This window comes from Parabacteroides sp. AF17-3 (assembly GCF_003635445.1).
GTDB classification, from domain to species: domain Bacteria; phylum Bacteroidota; class Bacteroidia; order Bacteroidales; family Tannerellaceae; genus Parabacteroides; species Parabacteroides goldsteinii.
Window position 1 is genome coordinate 132,710 of the sequence record NZ_QTMM01000008.1, and the last position, 17,790, is coordinate 150,499.

The window sequence follows — 17,790 nt, forward strand, 5'->3', positions numbered from 1 at the left end:
CTTCGTTTATTTGTACTACTCAGCCTGTTTTCTTCCTCTTCTTTTTCGTCCGGGAAGTGACGGCGGAATATTATCTCTGACAAATTTTTTAAAGCTACTGAGCGATACCTGGTAATACTCGGCCAGTTCGGCGTACGTAGCATTTTCTTCGTTGAGTTCCTTTTCTATCTGTTCTTTCTGTGCAAGTAGGTGGTCCATTTTGGGAGTACCTTTCGGGCGTCCGAGGGTTGTGCCCCGACTTCTGGTAATTTCCAGCGATTCTTTTGTCCGTGTCGAGATTAGTTTGCTTTCAATTTCCGAGACGAGCCCAAAAGTAAATGCTAACGTTTTGCTGTCGACATTGTTTTCAAAAGTATACCCTTCTTTGAGACAGTAAAGAGTGATCTTTTTTTCAATACATAATAATATCAAATGCATAATTTCCATCAACCTCCGGCTCAGGCGTGTGACATCGGCTACAATTAATGTATCGCCGGCCTCCATATTTTTTATAATATCTTCAAGCCTGTTCTTATGTCGTGAGGATGTTGTTCGTGTATCTTTATGCCATTTGTCTATAGTCATGTTATTGTTCGCGGCAAACTGCTCAATCGCGTTTTTTTGATTGTCACTTTGTTGCTTGTTTGAATATGTTCGTGTATAGGCAATTATCATACTATTTTTAATGTTGATACGTTTATATTATAACATATTGGCTAGCAATATGTTCATGTCTGCTTGTCCTTCTTTCTGCTGTTTCACCTCCTTTCCTTTAAATCTTGTAATTAAACAGATGCGAAAATAAACAATTAAAAAAGAACACGAAATATTTGGTGGATAAAAATAAATGCTTACCTTTGCACCGCAATCGACAATAAAGGGGTTGCAAAACGGGGTGTAGCGCAGTCCGGTTAGCGCACCTGCTTTGGGAGCAGGGGGTCCCAGGTTCGAATCCTGGTACCCCGACAAGAAAGAGAACCAACCAATTCGTTGGTTCTCTTTCTGTTTTTTTAATCTATATGATATATTATCCAAACTTTTCTTTCCTGGTTAGTTTTTTACAAATAAACTGTCATACTCTCATTTTTTTTCTTTTATATTGATTGAATCTCAATGCGTATGTCTATGATAGTTGTTTGAAATAACTATCATGGCAACTGTCATAATCCTCATTTAACTATCATATCTTCCTGTTTATCGAAAATATAAGGTGCCTGAATGTATTGTCGGTGAGCTATTTTGCATTATATATGCTTCTTTTTTTAGTGATATTATGGCTTTTTTTGCGAAGAATAAGCGGATTATTTCTCTGAGACCCCTATTTGAGTACCTTTTACACCCGGGTTTGAACTGTGCTGAGACCCGGGTGTAAAGGGAAAACAGACCCGGGTCTCAGCGTAAATGGGTCGTTATGTTGTTGAAAATAAACAATATACTGCGTGATAAAATGTAGGTGTGTTTATGATAGTATGATGGTTGTGTCGATCCGTATCATCTAAACTATCATACGATGCATGGCTTTGAATATCAATTGATGAGGTTTGTGTTATGATAGTATGACAGTTGTTTTATGTTGAGTAATTACAAGTATCTTTAGTTTGGTTATCCTGTTTTTCTTTTAATTTCAATGAAAATATTACAGTTAATGAATATAGTATTATCTTTGCAGACCGGCTGCGCGTAGAGTACAATAGTATTTTACAGATACATTGTATGTATACTTTTGATTCATGGAATTAAAACAAATAAATCTTTAAAAAGATGTATAGAACAAGAACATGTGGAAACTTGCGCCTGGCAGACGAAGGTCTGGTGGTTACTTTAGCCGGATGGGTGCAGAGAACTCGTAAGATGGGCGGTATGACGTTTGTCGATCTTCGTGACCGTTATGGTATAACCCAGCTGGTATTCAATCAGGAAGTAGATGCTGATCTTTGTGAAAAAGCAAACAAACTGGGCCGTGAGTATGTGATTCAGGTAACGGGAACTGTCAGAGAACGTTCCAGCAAGAACAAAAATATTCCGACAGGGGATATCGAACTGATTGTTTCGGAACTGAATGTTCTGAATGCCGCAGTAACTCCTCCTTTCACGATCGAAGATGAAACGGATGGCGGCGACGACCTGCGTATGAAATACCGTTATCTGGACTTGCGTCGTAATGCCGTTCGTAAGAATCTGGAACTGCGCCACCGCATGGCTTTCGAAGTTCGTAACTATCTGGATAAACAGGGATTCCTGGAAGTGGAAACTCCGGTGTTGGTAAATTCAACTCCCGAAGGTGCACGCGACTTCGTTGTTCCTTCACGTATGAATCCGGGACAGTTCTATGCATTACCGCAGTCACCGCAGACCTTGAAGCAGTTGCTGATGGTTTCCGGTTTCGACCGTTATTTCCAGATCGTGAAATGTTTTCGCGACGAAGACCTGCGTGCCGACCGTCAACCGGAATTTACACAGATTGACTGCGAAATGAGTTTCGTTGAGCAGGAAGATGTGTTGAATATCTTTGAAGGTATGGCAAAGCACCTGTTCAAGGTAATCCGTGGCATCGAAATTAAAGAGCCGTTCCAGCGCATGACCTGGCACGATGCAATGAAATATTATGGTAGCGACAAACCCGACCTGCGTTTCGGCATGAAGTTTGTCGAATTGATGGATATCATGAAAGGTCATGGTTTCTCTGTATTCGATGATGCTGCTTATGTTGGCGGTATCTGTGCAGAAGGGGCAGCAACTTATACACGTAAACAACTGGATGCGTTGACTGAATTCGTTAAACGTCCGCAGGTAGGAGCGAAGGGTATGGTATATGCCCGCGTAGAAGCCGATGGCAGCGTGAAGTCGAGCGTAGACAAATTCTATACACAGGAAACATTGCAACAGATGAAGGAAGCCTTCGGGGCAAAACCGGGCGACCTGATCCTGATCCTTTCAGGCGATAATGCGATGAAGACCCGCAAACAGCTTTGCGAATTGCGTCTTGAAGTGGCGAGCCAGTTGGGATTGCGCGATAAGAACAAGTTTGCTTGTCTGTGGGTGGTTGACTTCCCTCTGTTCGAGTGGAGCGAAGAAGATCAGCGTTTCTATGCTATGCACCATCCGTTCACCTCTCCGAAGCCGGAAGATATTCCGTTGCTGGATAGCGATACGGGTGCCGTACGTGCTAATGCTTACGATATGGTTATCAATGGTGTTGAAGTGGGTGGAGGTTCTATCCGTATCCATGACAGCAAATTGCAGGATAAGATGTTTCAGTTGTTGGGATTTACCGAAGAAAGAGCACAGTCTCAGTTCGGCTTCCTGATGAATGCTTTCAAGTATGGTGCGCCGCCTCATGGAGGTCTGGCTTATGGTCTGGACCGTTGGGTGTCTTTATTTGCCGGTCTCGATTCAATCCGCGACTGTATCGCTTTCCCGAAAAACAATTCCGGTCGCGATGTCATGCTCGATGCTCCGTCTGTTATCGACGACGTGCAGCTGGATGAATTGTGTCTGAAAGTAGACGTAAAAGAATAAATTATGATACGGATAAAGGATGTTCTGAAAGAATTGGAGCAATACGCTCCGTTGCCATTGCAGGAAAGCTTTGACAATGCGGGTGTGCAGGTAGGTGATGTGAACCAGCTTGCCACCGGTGCGCTTCTTTGCCTGGACGTTACCGAAGAGGTGGTCGACGAGGCGATAGAAATGGGGTGTAACCTGATTATTTCACATCATCCTTTAGCCTTTAAAGCATTCAAGTCGTTGACCGGTTCCACTTATATCGAGCGATGTATGATAAAGGCATGCAAGTATGACCTGGTGATCTATGCCGCCCATACCAACCTCGATAATGCTGCCGGAGGTGTTAACTTCCGTTTGGCGGAACTGATCGGATTGGAAAATGTACGTGTGCTGAGTCCTCAGAAAGGAGCCTTGCTGAAACTGGTTACTTTCGTGCCTGAGGTGTATGCGGAGTTGGTACGGACTACCTTGTTCAATGCCGGTGCCGGTACTGTCGGGGCCTATGATTCATGTAGTTTCAATCTGGCAGGCAAGGGGACTTTCCGTGCTGGAGAAGGTACAAATCCGTTTTGTGGTGAAGTGGGAGAGTTGCATGTGGAGCGCGAAATCCGCATCGAGACGATATTACCTGCTTTTCGTAAATCGACGATTACACGCGCCCTGCTTTCGGTCCATCCGTACGAAGAACCTGTGTTCGATTTCTATCCTTTGAATAATACCTGGGACCAGGTCGGTTCGGGGATAGTGGGAGAGTTGCCCGAAGAAGAGGACGAGTTGGTTTTTCTGCAACGGATAAAAGACCTCTTTCAGGTCGGTTGCGTGAAGCATTCGGCTTTTACAGGCAAGCCGATACGTGAAGTGGCCTTGTGTGGCGGCAGTGGTGCATTCCTGATAAAAGATGCGATAGCCTACGGTGCGGACGTGTTCATTACAGGTGAGGCCAAATACAATGACTTTTATGATGTAGAGGATCGTATTCTGCTGGCTGTAATAGGCCATTATGAATCCGAAGTATGTACAAAAGACATCTTTTATAACATAATATCGAAAAAATTCCCTACCTTTGCCGTACATTTTTCGAATGTTAATTCAAACCCGGTAAAATATTTATAGAATGGCTACAGATAAACAATCAGCTGAAAAAGAGTATACAGTTGAAGAAAAGCTTTCTACGCTTTATCAACTTCAGACGATGATGACTGAAATTGATAAGATCAAAACGCTTCGTGGAGAGCTTCCCCTGGAAGTTCAGGACCTGGAAGATGAGATTGCAGGATTGGAAACCCGTCTTCAGAACTATCAGTCGGAGATCCAGGATTATGAGAGTGCTGTTGTTGAACAGAAACACAGAATTACAGAATCTACCGGACTGATCGAGAGATATAAATCGCAACTGGATAACGTGCGCAACAACCGCGAATTTGATAATCTGTCAAAGGAAATCGAATTCCAGGGACTTGAAATCGAATTTTCTGAAAAGAAGATCCGCGAATTCGGCGAAGCGATTAACCATAAGAAAGAAGAGATTGCCCAGCTTACCGAAAGACTGGACGGCCGTAAGGCTGACCTGGTTCAGAAAAAAAGTGAACTGGAAGAAATCATTTCTGAAACAAAGCAGGAAGAAGAAAGACTGCGCGAAAAGGCTAAAAAACTGGAAACAACAATCGAACCCCGTTTGCTGACTGCATTCAAGCGTATCCGTAAAGGTGCCCGCAACGGTTTGGCTGTCGTTTATATCCAGCGTGATGCCTGCGGCGGTTGCTTCAACAAGATTCCGCCTCAGAAACAGATGGATATCAAGTTGCGTAAGAAAGTGATCGTTTGCGAATATTGCGGACGTATCATGATCGACCCGGAACTGGCAGGTATAGAAGATTAAAATTACATCTATAATTTTTAAGGCACGGATTACACGGATTAACACGGTTCTTATTTGATTAGACTGTGGAATCTGCGTAATCCGTGCCTGATTTTTTTGTACCAATGAGGAATATTGTCCGTACATACATAGAGAAACAACAGTTGTTGTCCGGTGACGGGCCTGTGCTGGTTGGTTTGAGTGGGGGAGCCGATTCGGTAGCCTTGCTTGCTTTGCTTGTGCAGCTCGATTATCCTTGTGTCGCCCTGCATTGTAATTTTCATCTGCGCGGCGACGAGTCTGTCCGCGATGAACAGTTTGCCCGGGAGATGGCACGTACACTGGATGTTCCTTTCTATAAAATAGACTTTGATACTACGGCTTATGGAGTCGAACATCATCTTTCTATCGAGATGGCGGCCCGCGAACTGCGTTATAACTGGTTTGAAGAGATGAGGCTGCGTTTGGGTGCACAAGCGATTGCCGTGGCCCATCATCGCGACGACAGTGTGGAAACCGTATTGATGAACCTGGTCCGTGGCACAGGAATCCGTGGGTTGGGAGGGATCCGGCCTAAAAACGGTTATGTGGTGCGTCCTTTGCTGGCTGTCAGCCGTAGCGAGATACTGGACTGGCTTGCTGAACAGCAGCTATCTTATGTAACCGACAGCACGAACTTGTCGGATGCCTATACACGTAACTTTATCCGTCTGCGTGTACTTCCTTTGCTGGAAGAGTTGAATCCTTCTGTAAAAGCGGCTATTGCGCGTACAGCCGATCATCTGGCCGAAACAGAGGCTATCTATCTGCATGTGGTGGAAAAGGCGCGCCGGGAATTGGTGAAAGAAGATCTCCGTATCCCGATTGCCTGCCTGATGGATTATCCTTCTCCGGCAACGATCCTGTATGAATTGCTGAAACCTTACGGTTTTATCCGGCAGGTGGCCGACGATGTGTTCCGTTCGCTGACGGGAGAATCGGGCAAAATGTTCTACTCGACCGACTATCGCTTGCTGAAAGACCGTGAATATTTGCTGCTTTCGCCTGTAAAGAAAGAAGAAGAGCAGGAATATACTTTTACCGCAGATGATATCGTAGAAGAGGTCTGGCGGGGTCCGGTTGAACTTTCTTTCTTTAAATCTGTTATTACTACTGACTTCTGTTTCCGAAAGGATAAACGTATCGCCTATTTTGATTACGACAAACTCTCGTTTCCCCTGACACTTCGTAAATGGAAAGAAGGTGATTGGTTTATTCCCTTTGGAATGAAAGGCCGTAAGAAACTGAGCGATTATTTCTCAGATCATAAATTCAGCCGCATGGACAAAGAGCAGACATGGCTCCTTTGTAGCGGTGAAAACATCCTCTGGATTGTGGGAGAGCGCTCTGACAATCGTTTTTGTATCGACAAAACGACTAAGAGTGTGCTGGTTGTGAATTTTTTTTCGACAAAAATAATAGAATAATTAAAAATGTTCTTACATTTGCAAAGATTTGCTCCGCAGATGTGTTACTAATGATTCAAATTAGCTAAACAATCCGGTTTTTTACATTGAAATTTTTATTATCAAAAACTATTAAGATACAATGATAGCGGTAATGCACGTATTGTATAATCTTTTATCGTGTACCGTTTTATTTACTCACTTCTCAATATGCAGAAATATAACATTCTAGAACTAAATGAAAAACTCCTTCCTGAATTGCAGAGTATAGCGGAAGAGTTGGGAATTAAGAAAATAAGTTCTTTGAAAAAAGAAGAACTTGTTTATCGCATTCTTGATGAACAGGCTATCTCATACGCAGGTCAACAGGCAGAAAAGGAGAAAGAAAAAGAAGCTAAGAAGGCTGAAAAGCAGACAAAAGCAAAGAAACCTTCTAAAACGGCTGCTGCAAAAGCGCCGAAGGCTGAAAGCAAACCGAAAGCTGTAAAAGCTGAAGCTGCTGAGGTTGCCGCCCCTAAAGCCACGCAACCCGTTGAAGAAAAGCAGGCAGCTGTAGTTGCAGAAAAAAAGGAACAACCCGAACGTAAGAAAAGAGTACGTATTGAAAAGAAGGAAAAAGTAGCTGGTGCAGTTGCTCCGGCTAATCAGACGGACGAAGTGAAAGTTTCGAAAACTCCTCAGACTGTCACAACGGAAGTGGTTGTAGAAAAGCCTTTATTACCTCCGGTTGTAGTTGAAGGCGCTCCCGAAGAGTTGCCGGTAGTCGAAACGGCTCCCGTAGCTCCGGCGTCCCCCGCAGAACCGGTCGTTGAAAAGGCTTCGGAAGTACCGGCAGCAGAGGCTCCGGCAGCGAACGAACCTAAAAGGGTTGTATTCAGACACCCGGACACCAAGTCGGTTCTCGACCAACTCTTCCCGTTCTCTCCTTCACCTGCCAAACAGGAAAAAGCTGCACCGCAGCAACCTGAACCGCAGGCCGCTCCGCAACCGCAGCAACAGAACACGCCCCGTCAGAATAACAACAACAGACAGAACAACCAGAATAACAACCACAATAATCAGCGCAACAATAACAATAATAATGCATCGCAGGAAAAGCAATACGAGTTTGACGGTATCCTGATCGGTACAGGCGTATTGGAAATGATGCAGGATGGTTATGGTTTTCTGCGTTCTTCCGATTATAACTATCTGACTTCACCGGACGATATTTATGTATCGCAGTCGCAGATCAAACTGTTCGGACTGAAGACTGGTGACGTGGTGGAAGGTGCTATCCGTCCGCCGAAGGAAGGTGAAAAATATTTCCCGCTGGTAAAAGTGGACAAGATCAACGGCCGTTCGCCGGAAGAAGTGCGCGACCGCGTTCCTTTCGATCATCTGACACCGCTTTTCCCGGATGAAAAATTCATGCTTACAGCACGCAAGGCTCCGAAAGTATACGACAATATCGCTGTTCGCGTAGTCGACCTGTTCTCGCCGATCGGTAAAGGACAGCGTGGTCTGATCGTTGCACAGCCTAAGACCGGTAAAACCATGTTGCTGAAAGATATCGCCAATGCGATTGCAGCAAACCATCCGGAAGTCTATATGATCATTCTGTTGATCGACGAACGTCCGGAGGAAGTAACCGATATGGCTCGTAGTGTCGATGCGGAAGTGATCGCTTCTACTTTCGATGAACCGGCAGAACGCCACGTAAAGATTGCCGAAATCGTTTTGAACAAGGCAAAACGTATGGTTGAATGCGGTCACGATGTAGTGATCCTGTTAGATTCCATTACTCGTCTGGCACGTGCTTACAACACAGTTCAGCCGGCTTCCGGTAAGGTTCTTTCCGGTGGTGTGGATGCGAACGCGTTGCAGAAACCGAAACGTTTCTTTGGTGCAGCCCGTAATATCGAAAACGGCGGTAGCCTGACGATTCTGGCAACAGCATTGACCGAGACTGGTTCTAAGATGGACGATGTGATCTTTGAAGAGTTCAAGGGTACAGGTAATATGGAATTGCAGTTGGATCGCAAGCTGTCCAACAAACGTATTTATCCGGCTGTCGACATTACTGCTTCAAGTACTCGTCGCGACGACCTGTTGCAGGATGAAAGTACATTGAACCGTATGTGGATCCTTCGTAAATATCTGTCGGATATGAACTCGATCGAAGCGATGGAGTTTGTAAAGAAACGTATGGAACAGACTTATGACAATATGGAGTTCCTGGCTTCCATGAACGGATAATTCATTCGGAATCAAAGAAAATATATCGAAAGTCCCATAGGATTTTTTAATTAGCCCGGAGTTTTCTTGACTCCGGGTTTTTTATGCTGAAGGGGAATATGCGGATAAATAAAAACCCCAAGCATGGCTCGGGGCTATTTTCAGAAGTCTCTATGAGGCTATTCTATTTGTCTGTATTGTATTTCGATAGATTATTAAGATTCTTTCCGGGGCCTTCCGCGGCGGTTGCCGCTTTTGGGGTTGCCTCCCGGACGTTTGTTTCCGGGGTTTCTTCCTCCGTTATTACCATCTTTCCGGGGACGTCCGCGTCCGCGGCGCATGTTTCCGTACTTTTCAGGTTCGTATAGCGGGGTTTCGCCGAACTTCGGGTCGATAGGAATCTTATAAACTTCTTTTTCCAGGAAGTCTTCAATACGTTTGAATTGTGCCTGCTCTTCAATGCTGATGAATGTGATGGCTAATCCTTCGCCTCCGGTACCACGGGCGGTACGGCCGATGCGGTGTACGTAATCTTCCGGGTCGTGGGGGATATCGTAGTTAATCACCAGTTTGATGTCGTTGATGTCGATACCGCGCGAAACAACATCGGTTGCCACCAGTATATCGATATGTCCGTTCTTGAATTCTTTCATTACTTCCTCGCGCTGCGACTGCTCCAGGTCGGAGTGCATGGCAGCTACATTGAACTTCATCCGTTTCAGGGTGGAGGCAAGTTCTTTCACTTTCATTTTGGAGGAAGAGAAAATAATGACACGCTGCGGGCGGCTTTGCAGGAACAGGTCTTCGAGTATCTTTAGCTTCTGAGGATCATAGCAGATATAGGCCGTCTGCATAATTGTTTCGGGAGGACGTGAGATGGCGATTTTGACTTCTTCGGGATTCTTCAGGATTGTTTTTGCTAACGTCCGGATTTTGGGAGGCATGGTAGCCGAGAACATGATAGTCTGACAAGTAGGAGGCAGTTGTTTGTATACCTGCATGATGTCGTCGTAAAATCCCATATCCAGCATACGGTCTGCTTCATCCAGTACAAAATAGGAAACCTGTGAAAGGTCTACCGTTCCCAGTTTCAGGTGGGACAACAAACGTCCCGGAGTGGCGATAACAATATCGGCCCCCATTTCCATACCACGCTTCTGTTGCTCCCAGGCAACTCCGTCGGTACCACCGTATACGGCCACAGCCGATACCGGAACAAAATATGTAAAACCTTCGATCTGCTGGTCTATCTGCTGGGCCAACTCGCGGGTTGGAGCCATGATAACTGCATTGACCGCATTGTCAGGATGATTGCCTTTACTTAATTGATTAATTAATGGCAGCACGTAGGCTGCTGTTTTCCCTGTACCGGTTTGTGCGCAGGCAATAATATCCTTCCCTTCTAAAATAACAGGAATCGTTAATTCCTGTACAGGAGTTGTATCCTGAAAATTCATAGCATCGAGTCCGTCCAATACGGCCTCTTCTAAATCCAATTCGTCAAATCTCATCTTCTATCATTAAATTCTCCGTAAAGGTAAATAATATTTGTCAAATTCTACAATAGTAACACCGGCTCTTGTAACAATTGTCCTGTAAATTTCTGTAAGCGTTGAAAATTGATATATCTATATAGTGGGGTAACATAAAAAATTAATATCTTTGCCCACATTGGAAAAATAGCGAGTTATATTATGGGAACAGATGATAGCTGTAACAGCTCTCAAAAGAAAGTAACCTTAAATGAGCCGGATACTGTTCATGAGTTACTGAATACGATATTAGATCATTTGCCACTGGGTGTATTTGTAAAAGATCCGGAAGATCATTTCAATTATCTTTACTGGAATAAATTTATGGAAGAGATAACGGGGATCGATACTTCCCAGATCGAGGGACATGATGACTCTGAAGTGTATTATAATGCCTTGATGTCGGTAGAGGAACGACTGGAGGTAGATAAGAAGGTCATCAGTTCGGGAAAGGTGGCCGAATTTCACGGCTGGCTCAAGGATGCTTCCGGCGCGATGAAATATCTTGAAGTAGAAAAGTATCCGATTTCTTTAAGCAATGGAAAACCTTTGTTGTTGGCTTTGTGGAGTGATGCCACTGTTAAGCGGGCAATAGAAAAACGTCTCGAAGATGAGCGTGATAAGGCGGAAATGGCTGATAAGTTGAAATCAAAATATCTGGCAGACATGAGTCATGAGATCCGTACGCCGTTGAATGCAATAACCGGTTTTTCAGAAATGATGGCGTTTGCGGATACGGACGAGGAGCGTATGTCTTATTACGAGATCATCAAGGCGAATAATCAATTGCTTATGCAGCTTATCAACGATATTCTGGACTTGTCGAAGATTGAGGCGGATGCGATAAAGATTAGTTATGCTCCGATCGACCTGAACGAGATGATGGATACGACCTATGCTTCCGTAAAGCCCCGTATGCCGAAAGATGTGAAGTTGATTCTGGAAAAAGGATTGGACAGCTGTACCTTTGGAACCGATTATATCCGCTTACTCCAATTAGTGAATAACCTGGTCAATAATGCGATCAAGAATACTAAAAAGGGAAGTATTACGATGGGGTATAAGGCGCTGGAAGATGGCCGGCTGAATTTCTATGTGAAGGATACCGGACAGGGGATAGCCGAGGAGCAGCTACAAAACCTCTTTAACCGCTTTGTTAAAGTCAATGACTATGTGGAAGGTATCGGCCTGGGACTTGCTATATGCAAAGGACTCGTTACTAAAATGGGAGGCTCGATCCGTGTAGAATCGCAACTAGGGGAAGGTTCCACTTTTTCGTTTATCCTGCCTTCACGAGAAGAATGAGGATATACTTTTATTTATAGTAGCGTTTGTAAATCTGATCGTATAACCCGCTTTCTTTGATTTGTGACAGCCAGCTGTTCAGGCTGTCGAGCAGGATAGGGGAGTCTTTGCGTACCGCCCACGACTGGAGTTGGGTGAAACTGATATCCGTGTCGATATCTATTTCCGGTAAATTTCCTTTAGATACGCGGGCTATTTGCTGGTCGCATACGGCATAGTCGATGTCGCCTTTGGCAACCATAATAGCCAGCTGTTCGCTGGAATAAAGTTCATCTTCTTTCACATAGATTGTATCTCCTATTTCGTGTGCCAGATTTTGCAGGCGCAGTAAGGCGGGGGAGTTTTTCGGAATATACAAGGTCTTTTGTGCCAGGTCGAGTTGATTACGGATCGGTTTGATGCCGTTATTGGCTTCTTCCGTGCGTTGCACTAGTACTTGTTTATTGAAGACGATCGGATCGGTGAACAGATAGTCCTCTTTGATGTCGCTGGTGATAGGAATATTGCGGGCGATTACGTCGCATTGGTTATTGGATAATTGTTTGAAACTTTCGGCCAGGCTCATCTCCAGCTGAGTCTGTACTTCCAGTCCGGATAAAGCGGAGATGGCCTGGCTCAGTTCGTATTGGAAACCTTCGATCGTATCGCCGGCTACATAATAGCCGGACTGGTTATATTCGGTAACCAGTCGCAGAATACCTTCTGACTTAATTTCCGGATAATCCCTGGGTGGGACAGGTTCCTGCTTGTACGGCCATAAACGGAACATGGCTATCAGTACGCATGCCAAGAGGGCAATATAGACTACCAGTAACTTCCGGGATTTCATACGGCTTAGTTATTGAATGTAACGGCAATACCCATTTTCAACACCATCGGATTCAACGGATAGTGTGCCAGGGAGAAATAGTTCGGATCAGCAAACTTACTGCTCAGGTTGTAAGCCATCACAAAGAACCGGGCCTGTTTCAGGTGGAAGTTTACGTAGGCGTTAACCAGTGGATAATTACCGACTTTTACTTCATCCTGAACCTGGAACTGCTGTGTTGCCGGTTCGTAGTAAGGTGCATAATAAGCTGTATTATAATATACATTGGCACCTAGCTGTACGGTCAGTACTTTCGCCACCTTGACGGCCAGATACATATTTGAATAGGCACTTAATGACGGAAGCGGGAGTACGCTTTCATCGCTGCTTAACTGCCAGCATGCTTCATTTTCCCAGCCGAAAGCACGGAAGCGGAAGTCTTGTTTGATGCGTGCACTGACTACCTGTAAGTTGCTGCCATGCTGTACCGGGAATCCCTGTTTATTGAAATAGATATAATTCTGAATACTTTCCACTCCGGCTTTCAAAGTAGTCTTTGAAGATTCCAGATACACTTCACCGCCCGCATAGATTTGCTGCGTCATGTTAAAGTTGGGGTTATCCCACCAGTAATAACGGGAATGGTTATGGCGCATGTAAAAGGCCGGCGTTACATTCTTTATATAGGCGTCTGCTTTGATCACAGCATCTTTATTGAACAACTTGAAACGGGTTTGCAAATCCCCGGTAACACGGAACTCACCGACGTCGCTACCTACCATACAAAGTTCTCCGCGTGCATTATAGGTCAGGATGCTACCCTGGCGTTTGGAAAGTTCGGCTCCAACGTAAGTAGAAAACTCGTCGTAAAGCTTTGCCGTAGGCAGGTTCTTCAGGTCGATATTATCAACAGAGAAGTATGGACCCCGGCCATATTCGCCATAATCGAGCCCTTCTATTCTGGGTTCCAGTTTGAACCGGCGTTTTTCGAGTCTGACGAAAGCTGTCAAACCAAACTTAACCCAGTCCTGGAAACCTTCACGCAGGGAAAGTCCGATCGTATTTTTCAGATTCCATGAAGATGTCTGGTCGTTGAGTGTAGCTCCTAGTCCATAAATACGTGGGAAACGCAGGCCGTTGTCGTCGACTATATAGGACGAATCCATCAGCGCCGTATTGTCGGCGATGAACCGGCGACGGTTATCTTCATAATCGATCGTATGGATAATGCTGGATACCGGGACGAACATTTCTTTGGGATTCCCTTCTTCATCCTCTTCCTCCAACTCACGTGTGAAACCGAGGTTATAACGCTGGGTCAGGAAATACCGTTTCCCGCGAACACGGTTCCAGGCATTGGTCAGATAACGTATGTCGTACGATTTTGTATCGGAGGGACGTCCTTCCGGGAAATACTCGTCGGGATGACTGATGGTTGAGTCGTTTGCCATTCCTCCGTTTTCGTAGTTTACGAAGTTGAAGTTGCTCAGGTAGGCATGCATTTCGTACCGGTCGGTCTGGTAGCTGCCGAAGAAACGGTAGCTTAACAGTTTATTACCGTTGTTTTTATAATGTCCGCGGCCATAAATATAGTCGATATCGGCACCCACATTGATCTTTTTACCGAAATTCATGGTCATGGTTCCTTTCAACTGTTCTTCTTTGTTTGTACTACCGCCGGCGGTGGTGTACAGAACGTTGGTATAAGGAATCTTTGTGTTGTAGAAATAAGCGTTTTCCGGCGTTGTGATATAGTAATCGTAGGCATCGGCGAAGATAAAATCGCGTGCTTCCTGCCGTTCGGAGAATATTTTCGTCTGTGCCGGTGCTCCCAGGTTAGCCAGGTAACCGATGGCGAGCGATTTACTTTCCACCAGTGTCGAGTTGCTGAAATTCAGCTTGTTCGTATCCAGTGGCGCCACATATGCCTCACCCAGGGAAGGGGTAAGCCGATAGGCGGTTATACGCTTTGAATTTAAGGCGGCACTATCCGCTACCAGCAGACTGTCCGGTATATCTTTCTGAGAAGAAGTCAGGTTTGACAAGGAGAAGCCGCCACGTTTTCCTCCACCTTTCTGATCTGCCCTGCTGGCTCCACGTTGGGCCTGAACGGTTGTGGCAGATACTATCAGCAATAATAATATGTATAAGCAATGCTTCATGGGTTGCAAAGATAAAACAAAAGGGCATTTCTACGAAAGAAACGCCCTTCTTTATATTCTTTTTGCAAGATTACATTTTCTGTATAATTTCCATCCCCTTCTTGATGGCGGCTTCGTTCATCGGGATTAACTTGTGGTGACGTTCGGGCAGGGACTTCTTCAGACCCAGCAATACGTTTTCAAGTTTCACCATCGGAACGATCTTCAGCAGACCACCCAGGATAAGCATATTGAATGCTTTTTCATTCTTCATTTCGGTAGCTGCGTCCATAGCATCCACACGATAAACGCTGATATCCGTACGTTTCACCGGAGTATGGATTCCATATCCGTCATAGATCAGGATACCACCCGATTTTACTTTGCTTTCGAACTTGTCCATGGAAGGCTGGTTCAGGATGATCGCGATATCGTATTCGTTCAGGATCGGAGAACTGATCGGGTCGTCGCTCAGGATAACGGTCACGTTAGCCGTACCGCCACGCTGTTCAGGCCCGTATGAAGGCATCCAGCTAACCTCTTTGCCTTCCATCAGTCCGGAATAAGCAAGTATCTTACCCATCGACAGAACACCTTGTCCACCAAAGCCTGCTATAATTATTTCTTGTTTCATGTCGTTTTTGTATTTACTTATTCTTTATTTTTTAGATCACCCAGCGGATAGAACGGGAACATGTTTTCCTCCATCCATTTGTTTGCTTTTTCAGGTGTCATCTTCCAACCGGATGAACAGGTGGAAACGAATTCGACAACTGACGTGCCTTTGCCTGCCATAGAGTTTTCGAAGGCTTTGCGAAGCATCTTCTTGGCTTTACGAACGGCGGCGGCTGTCTGTACGCTCTGGCGGGTAACCAGACAGGTTCCTTCCAGCTGAGCCAGCAGATCACCGATCTTCAATGGGTAACCGTTCAGGGCGATGTTACGGCCGTATGGGCAAGTGGCTGTCGGCATACCTTCCAGTGTGGTAGGAGCCATCTGTCCGCCGGTCATACCATAGATGGCATTGTTCACGAATACGATCACAATGTTCTCACCGCGGTTGGCAGCATGGATGGTTTCGGCTGTACCGATAGCGGCCAGGTCGCCGTCACCCTGATAGGTGAAGACCATCTTTTCCGGATTCAGACGTTTGATGGCAGTAGCAATCGCCGGAGCACGTCCGTGAGCTGCTTCTTCCCAGTCTATATCCAGATAGTTATATGCGAAAACGGCGCAACCCACCGGGGAGACACCGATTGTTTTTTCTTCCATTCCCATTTCGGCGATCACTTCGGCGATCAGCTTATGTATCACACCGTGGCTGCAACCGGGACAGTAGTGCATGGGATTGTCGTTCATCAATTCCGGTTTTGTATAGACCAGATTCTCCGGTTTAATTATTTCGTTGAGTTCCATAATTGTTACTAAATTAACTAATAAATCTCAGTAGATATTGAACAAGTCTGAAGCATATGGCTGCTCCGCCGCAATAGAGAAATACGTGACGGTCGTCGACGGCAAAGTAGCAGATAATCGCTGCTGCCGCCAATACCATGAACAGGATTGTCAATATGCTGTCTGTTTTACTTCCGCGTGTCATCGATAATTCTTAATTTTCAATTCTCAATTATCAATTCCTTAAGCGCGTTCAGTACTTCATCCGGAGTGAACACGATACCACCCAGGCGGCCGAAGTGTTCAACCTTTACTTTTCCGTTTACAGCCAGGCGGATATCTTCCACCATCTGGCCGGCATTCAGTTCGACGGAAAGCATGCCTTTTACCTTTTCGGCATAATCGGCAATGGCTTTTTTCGGGAACGGCCACAGCGTGATCGGGCGCAACAGGCCGAGTTTGATACCTTCGGCACGTGCGATCTCCACAACTTTCTGACAAATACGTGCGGAAGAACCGAAGGCAACCAGCAGATATTCCGCATCGTCGCAATGGAACTCTTCGTAGCGTACTTCGTTTTCTTCAATCTTACGGTATTTAGCCTGGAAGCGGAGGTTGTTCTCTTCCATTTTGGCCGGGTCGAGCTCCAGTGAAGTGATCACGTTCGCTTTGCGGCTTTTCAGTTTGCCCTGTGCGGCCCACGGACATTCGGCGATGATTTCAGCTTCTGTCTTACGCGGACGGAAAGGAGGCATCACCACTTTTTCCATCATCTGGCCGATGATACCGTCGGCAAGGATAATAGCCGGATTGCAATATTTGAAGGCAAGGTCGAAACCCAGTCCGACAAAGTCTGCCATCTCCTGTACGGAAGAAGGGGCCAGGGTAATCAGGCGATAGTCACCGTGTCCGCCACCTTTCACAGTCTGGAAGTAGTCTGCCTGGCTTGGCTGGATTGTTCCCAGGCCGGGACCGCCACGCATGACGTTTACAATCAGACAAGGAAGTTCCGCCCCTGCAATATAGGAAACACCTTCCTGTTTCAGGCTGACGCCGGGGCTGGAAGATGAAGTCAATACACGTTTACCTGTTCCGGCACCGCCATACACCATATTGATCGCTGCCACTTCGCTTTCAGCTTGCAGTACTACCATACCGGTAGTTTCCCAGGGCATTTCAGCCATCAGGGTTTCCAGGATCTCCGATTGCGGAGTGATAGGGTATCCGAAGTATCCGTCGGCACCGTAGCGGATAGCTGCGTGGGCGATGGCTTCGTTCCCTTTCATTAATTTTATCTCTTCTGCCATATCTGTTTTATATTTTTACTTTGTAAATGGTTAGACAGCCGTCGGGACAAACCAATCCGCAACTGGCGCAACCGATGCAAGCATCCGGGTTTTTCATGTACACATAATGGTACCCTTTGTTGTTCACTTCACGCGGGTGTAATTCCAGAACATCGCTGGGGCAGGCAACCACACATAAGTTGCACCCTTTGCAGCGTTCCTGGTTTACAACGACCGCTCCTTTTATCTTTGCCATAGTATAACTAATTATGTTTTATGTCGTGTAGGTCGGCAAAGTTAAGAACTAATGTTGTAAA

General features: G+C 45.6%; 15 protein-coding genes and 1 tRNA gene. 7 read left to right on the forward strand and 9 right to left on the reverse strand.

Annotated features, from left to right (window positions below):
* Positions 1–15 precede the first annotated feature (15 nt).
* Positions 16–654, reverse strand: a complete 639-nt coding sequence (locus DWW91_RS12605; protein ID WP_007653257.1) for a recombinase family protein — start codon at positions 652–654, stop codon at positions 16–18.
* 216 nt (positions 655–870) lie between these two features.
* Between DWW91_RS12605 and DWW91_RS12610 the strand changes: the two genes are divergently transcribed.
* The 6 genes from DWW91_RS12610 (at position 871) to rho (ending at position 9,027) form a co-directional block, all read left to right on the forward strand.
* Positions 871–945: transfer RNA gene (locus tag DWW91_RS12610), tRNA-Pro, on the forward strand.
* Between the two features lie 795 nt (positions 946–1,740).
* Positions 1,741–3,498, forward strand: coding sequence for an aspartate--tRNA ligase (gene aspS, locus DWW91_RS12615; protein ID WP_010803569.1), 1,758 nt, complete (start codon positions 1,741–1,743; stop codon positions 3,496–3,498).
* A 3-nt stretch (positions 3,499–3,501) separates the two neighbouring features.
* Positions 3,502–4,599 (forward strand): Nif3-like dinuclear metal center hexameric protein, encoded by a 1,098-nt coding sequence (locus DWW91_RS12620; RefSeq protein ID WP_046146809.1) that lies wholly within the window; start codon positions 3,502–3,504, stop codon positions 4,597–4,599.
* 1 nt (position 4,600) lies between these two features.
* Positions 4,601–5,365, forward strand: a complete 765-nt coding sequence (locus DWW91_RS12625; protein WP_007653268.1) for a zinc ribbon domain-containing protein — start codon at positions 4,601–4,603, stop codon at positions 5,363–5,365.
* A gap of 104 nt (positions 5,366–5,469) precedes the next feature.
* Positions 5,470–6,810, forward strand: a complete 1,341-nt coding sequence (tilS, locus tag DWW91_RS12630; RefSeq protein ID WP_122327931.1) for a tRNA lysidine(34) synthetase TilS — start codon at positions 5,470–5,472, stop codon at positions 6,808–6,810.
* Between the two features lie 189 nt (positions 6,811–6,999).
* Entirely contained in the window at positions 7,000–9,027 is a 2,028-nt protein-coding gene (gene rho, locus DWW91_RS12635) for a transcription termination factor Rho (RefSeq protein WP_010803566.1), read from the forward strand.
* A 194-nt stretch (positions 9,028–9,221) separates the two neighbouring features.
* Here rho and DWW91_RS12640 read toward each other — a convergent pair whose 3' ends face one another.
* Positions 9,222–10,517: a DEAD/DEAH box helicase gene (locus DWW91_RS12640; protein ID WP_007653271.1), complete on the reverse strand. Its 1,296-nt coding sequence runs from the start codon at positions 10,515–10,517 to the stop codon at positions 9,222–9,224.
* 183 nt (positions 10,518–10,700) lie between these two features.
* Here DWW91_RS12640 and DWW91_RS12645 point away from each other — a divergent pair, with 183 nt between their 5' ends.
* Entirely contained in the window at positions 10,701–11,843 is a 1,143-nt protein-coding gene (locus DWW91_RS12645) for an ATP-binding protein (protein WP_122327932.1), read from the forward strand.
* Between the two features lie 10 nt (positions 11,844–11,853).
* Here the strand turns inward: DWW91_RS12645 and DWW91_RS12650 are convergent, their stop codons facing one another.
* The 7 genes from DWW91_RS12650 to DWW91_RS12675 all read right to left on the reverse strand — a co-directional run bounded on the left by DWW91_RS12650 (position 11,854) and on the right by DWW91_RS12675 (position 17,729).
* Positions 11,854–12,672, reverse strand: coding sequence for a transporter substrate-binding domain-containing protein (locus DWW91_RS12650; protein WP_122327933.1), 819 nt, complete (start codon positions 12,670–12,672; stop codon positions 11,854–11,856).
* 5 nt (positions 12,673–12,677) lie between these two features.
* A complete protein-coding gene (locus tag DWW91_RS12655; RefSeq protein WP_046146813.1) occupies positions 12,678–14,813 on the reverse strand; it encodes a putative porin in 2,136 nt (711 codons plus the stop codon).
* A gap of 70 nt (positions 14,814–14,883) precedes the next feature.
* Complete coding sequence (locus DWW91_RS12660; protein ID WP_122327934.1) at positions 14,884–15,426, reverse strand: 2-oxoacid:acceptor oxidoreductase family protein; 543 nt, start codon at positions 15,424–15,426, stop codon at positions 14,884–14,886.
* Between the two features lie 17 nt (positions 15,427–15,443).
* Positions 15,444–16,208, reverse strand: a complete 765-nt coding sequence (locus DWW91_RS12665; protein WP_007653276.1) for a thiamine pyrophosphate-dependent enzyme — start codon at positions 16,206–16,208, stop codon at positions 15,444–15,446.
* A 13-nt stretch (positions 16,209–16,221) separates the two neighbouring features.
* On the reverse strand, positions 16,222–16,392 hold the full coding sequence (locus DWW91_RS27845) for a hypothetical protein (protein WP_016213001.1): 171 nt from the start codon (positions 16,390–16,392) through the stop codon (positions 16,222–16,224).
* Between the two features lie 16 nt (positions 16,393–16,408).
* Positions 16,409–17,494 carry a 3-methyl-2-oxobutanoate dehydrogenase subunit VorB gene (locus DWW91_RS12670; RefSeq protein ID WP_007653279.1) on the reverse strand — a complete coding sequence of 362 codons (1,086 nt, stop codon included), beginning with the start codon at positions 17,492–17,494 and terminating at the stop codon, positions 16,409–16,411.
* A gap of 7 nt (positions 17,495–17,501) precedes the next feature.
* Positions 17,502–17,729, reverse strand: a complete 228-nt coding sequence (locus DWW91_RS12675; protein ID WP_007653280.1) for a ferredoxin family protein — start codon at positions 17,727–17,729, stop codon at positions 17,502–17,504.
* Positions 17,730–17,790 lie beyond the last annotated feature (61 nt).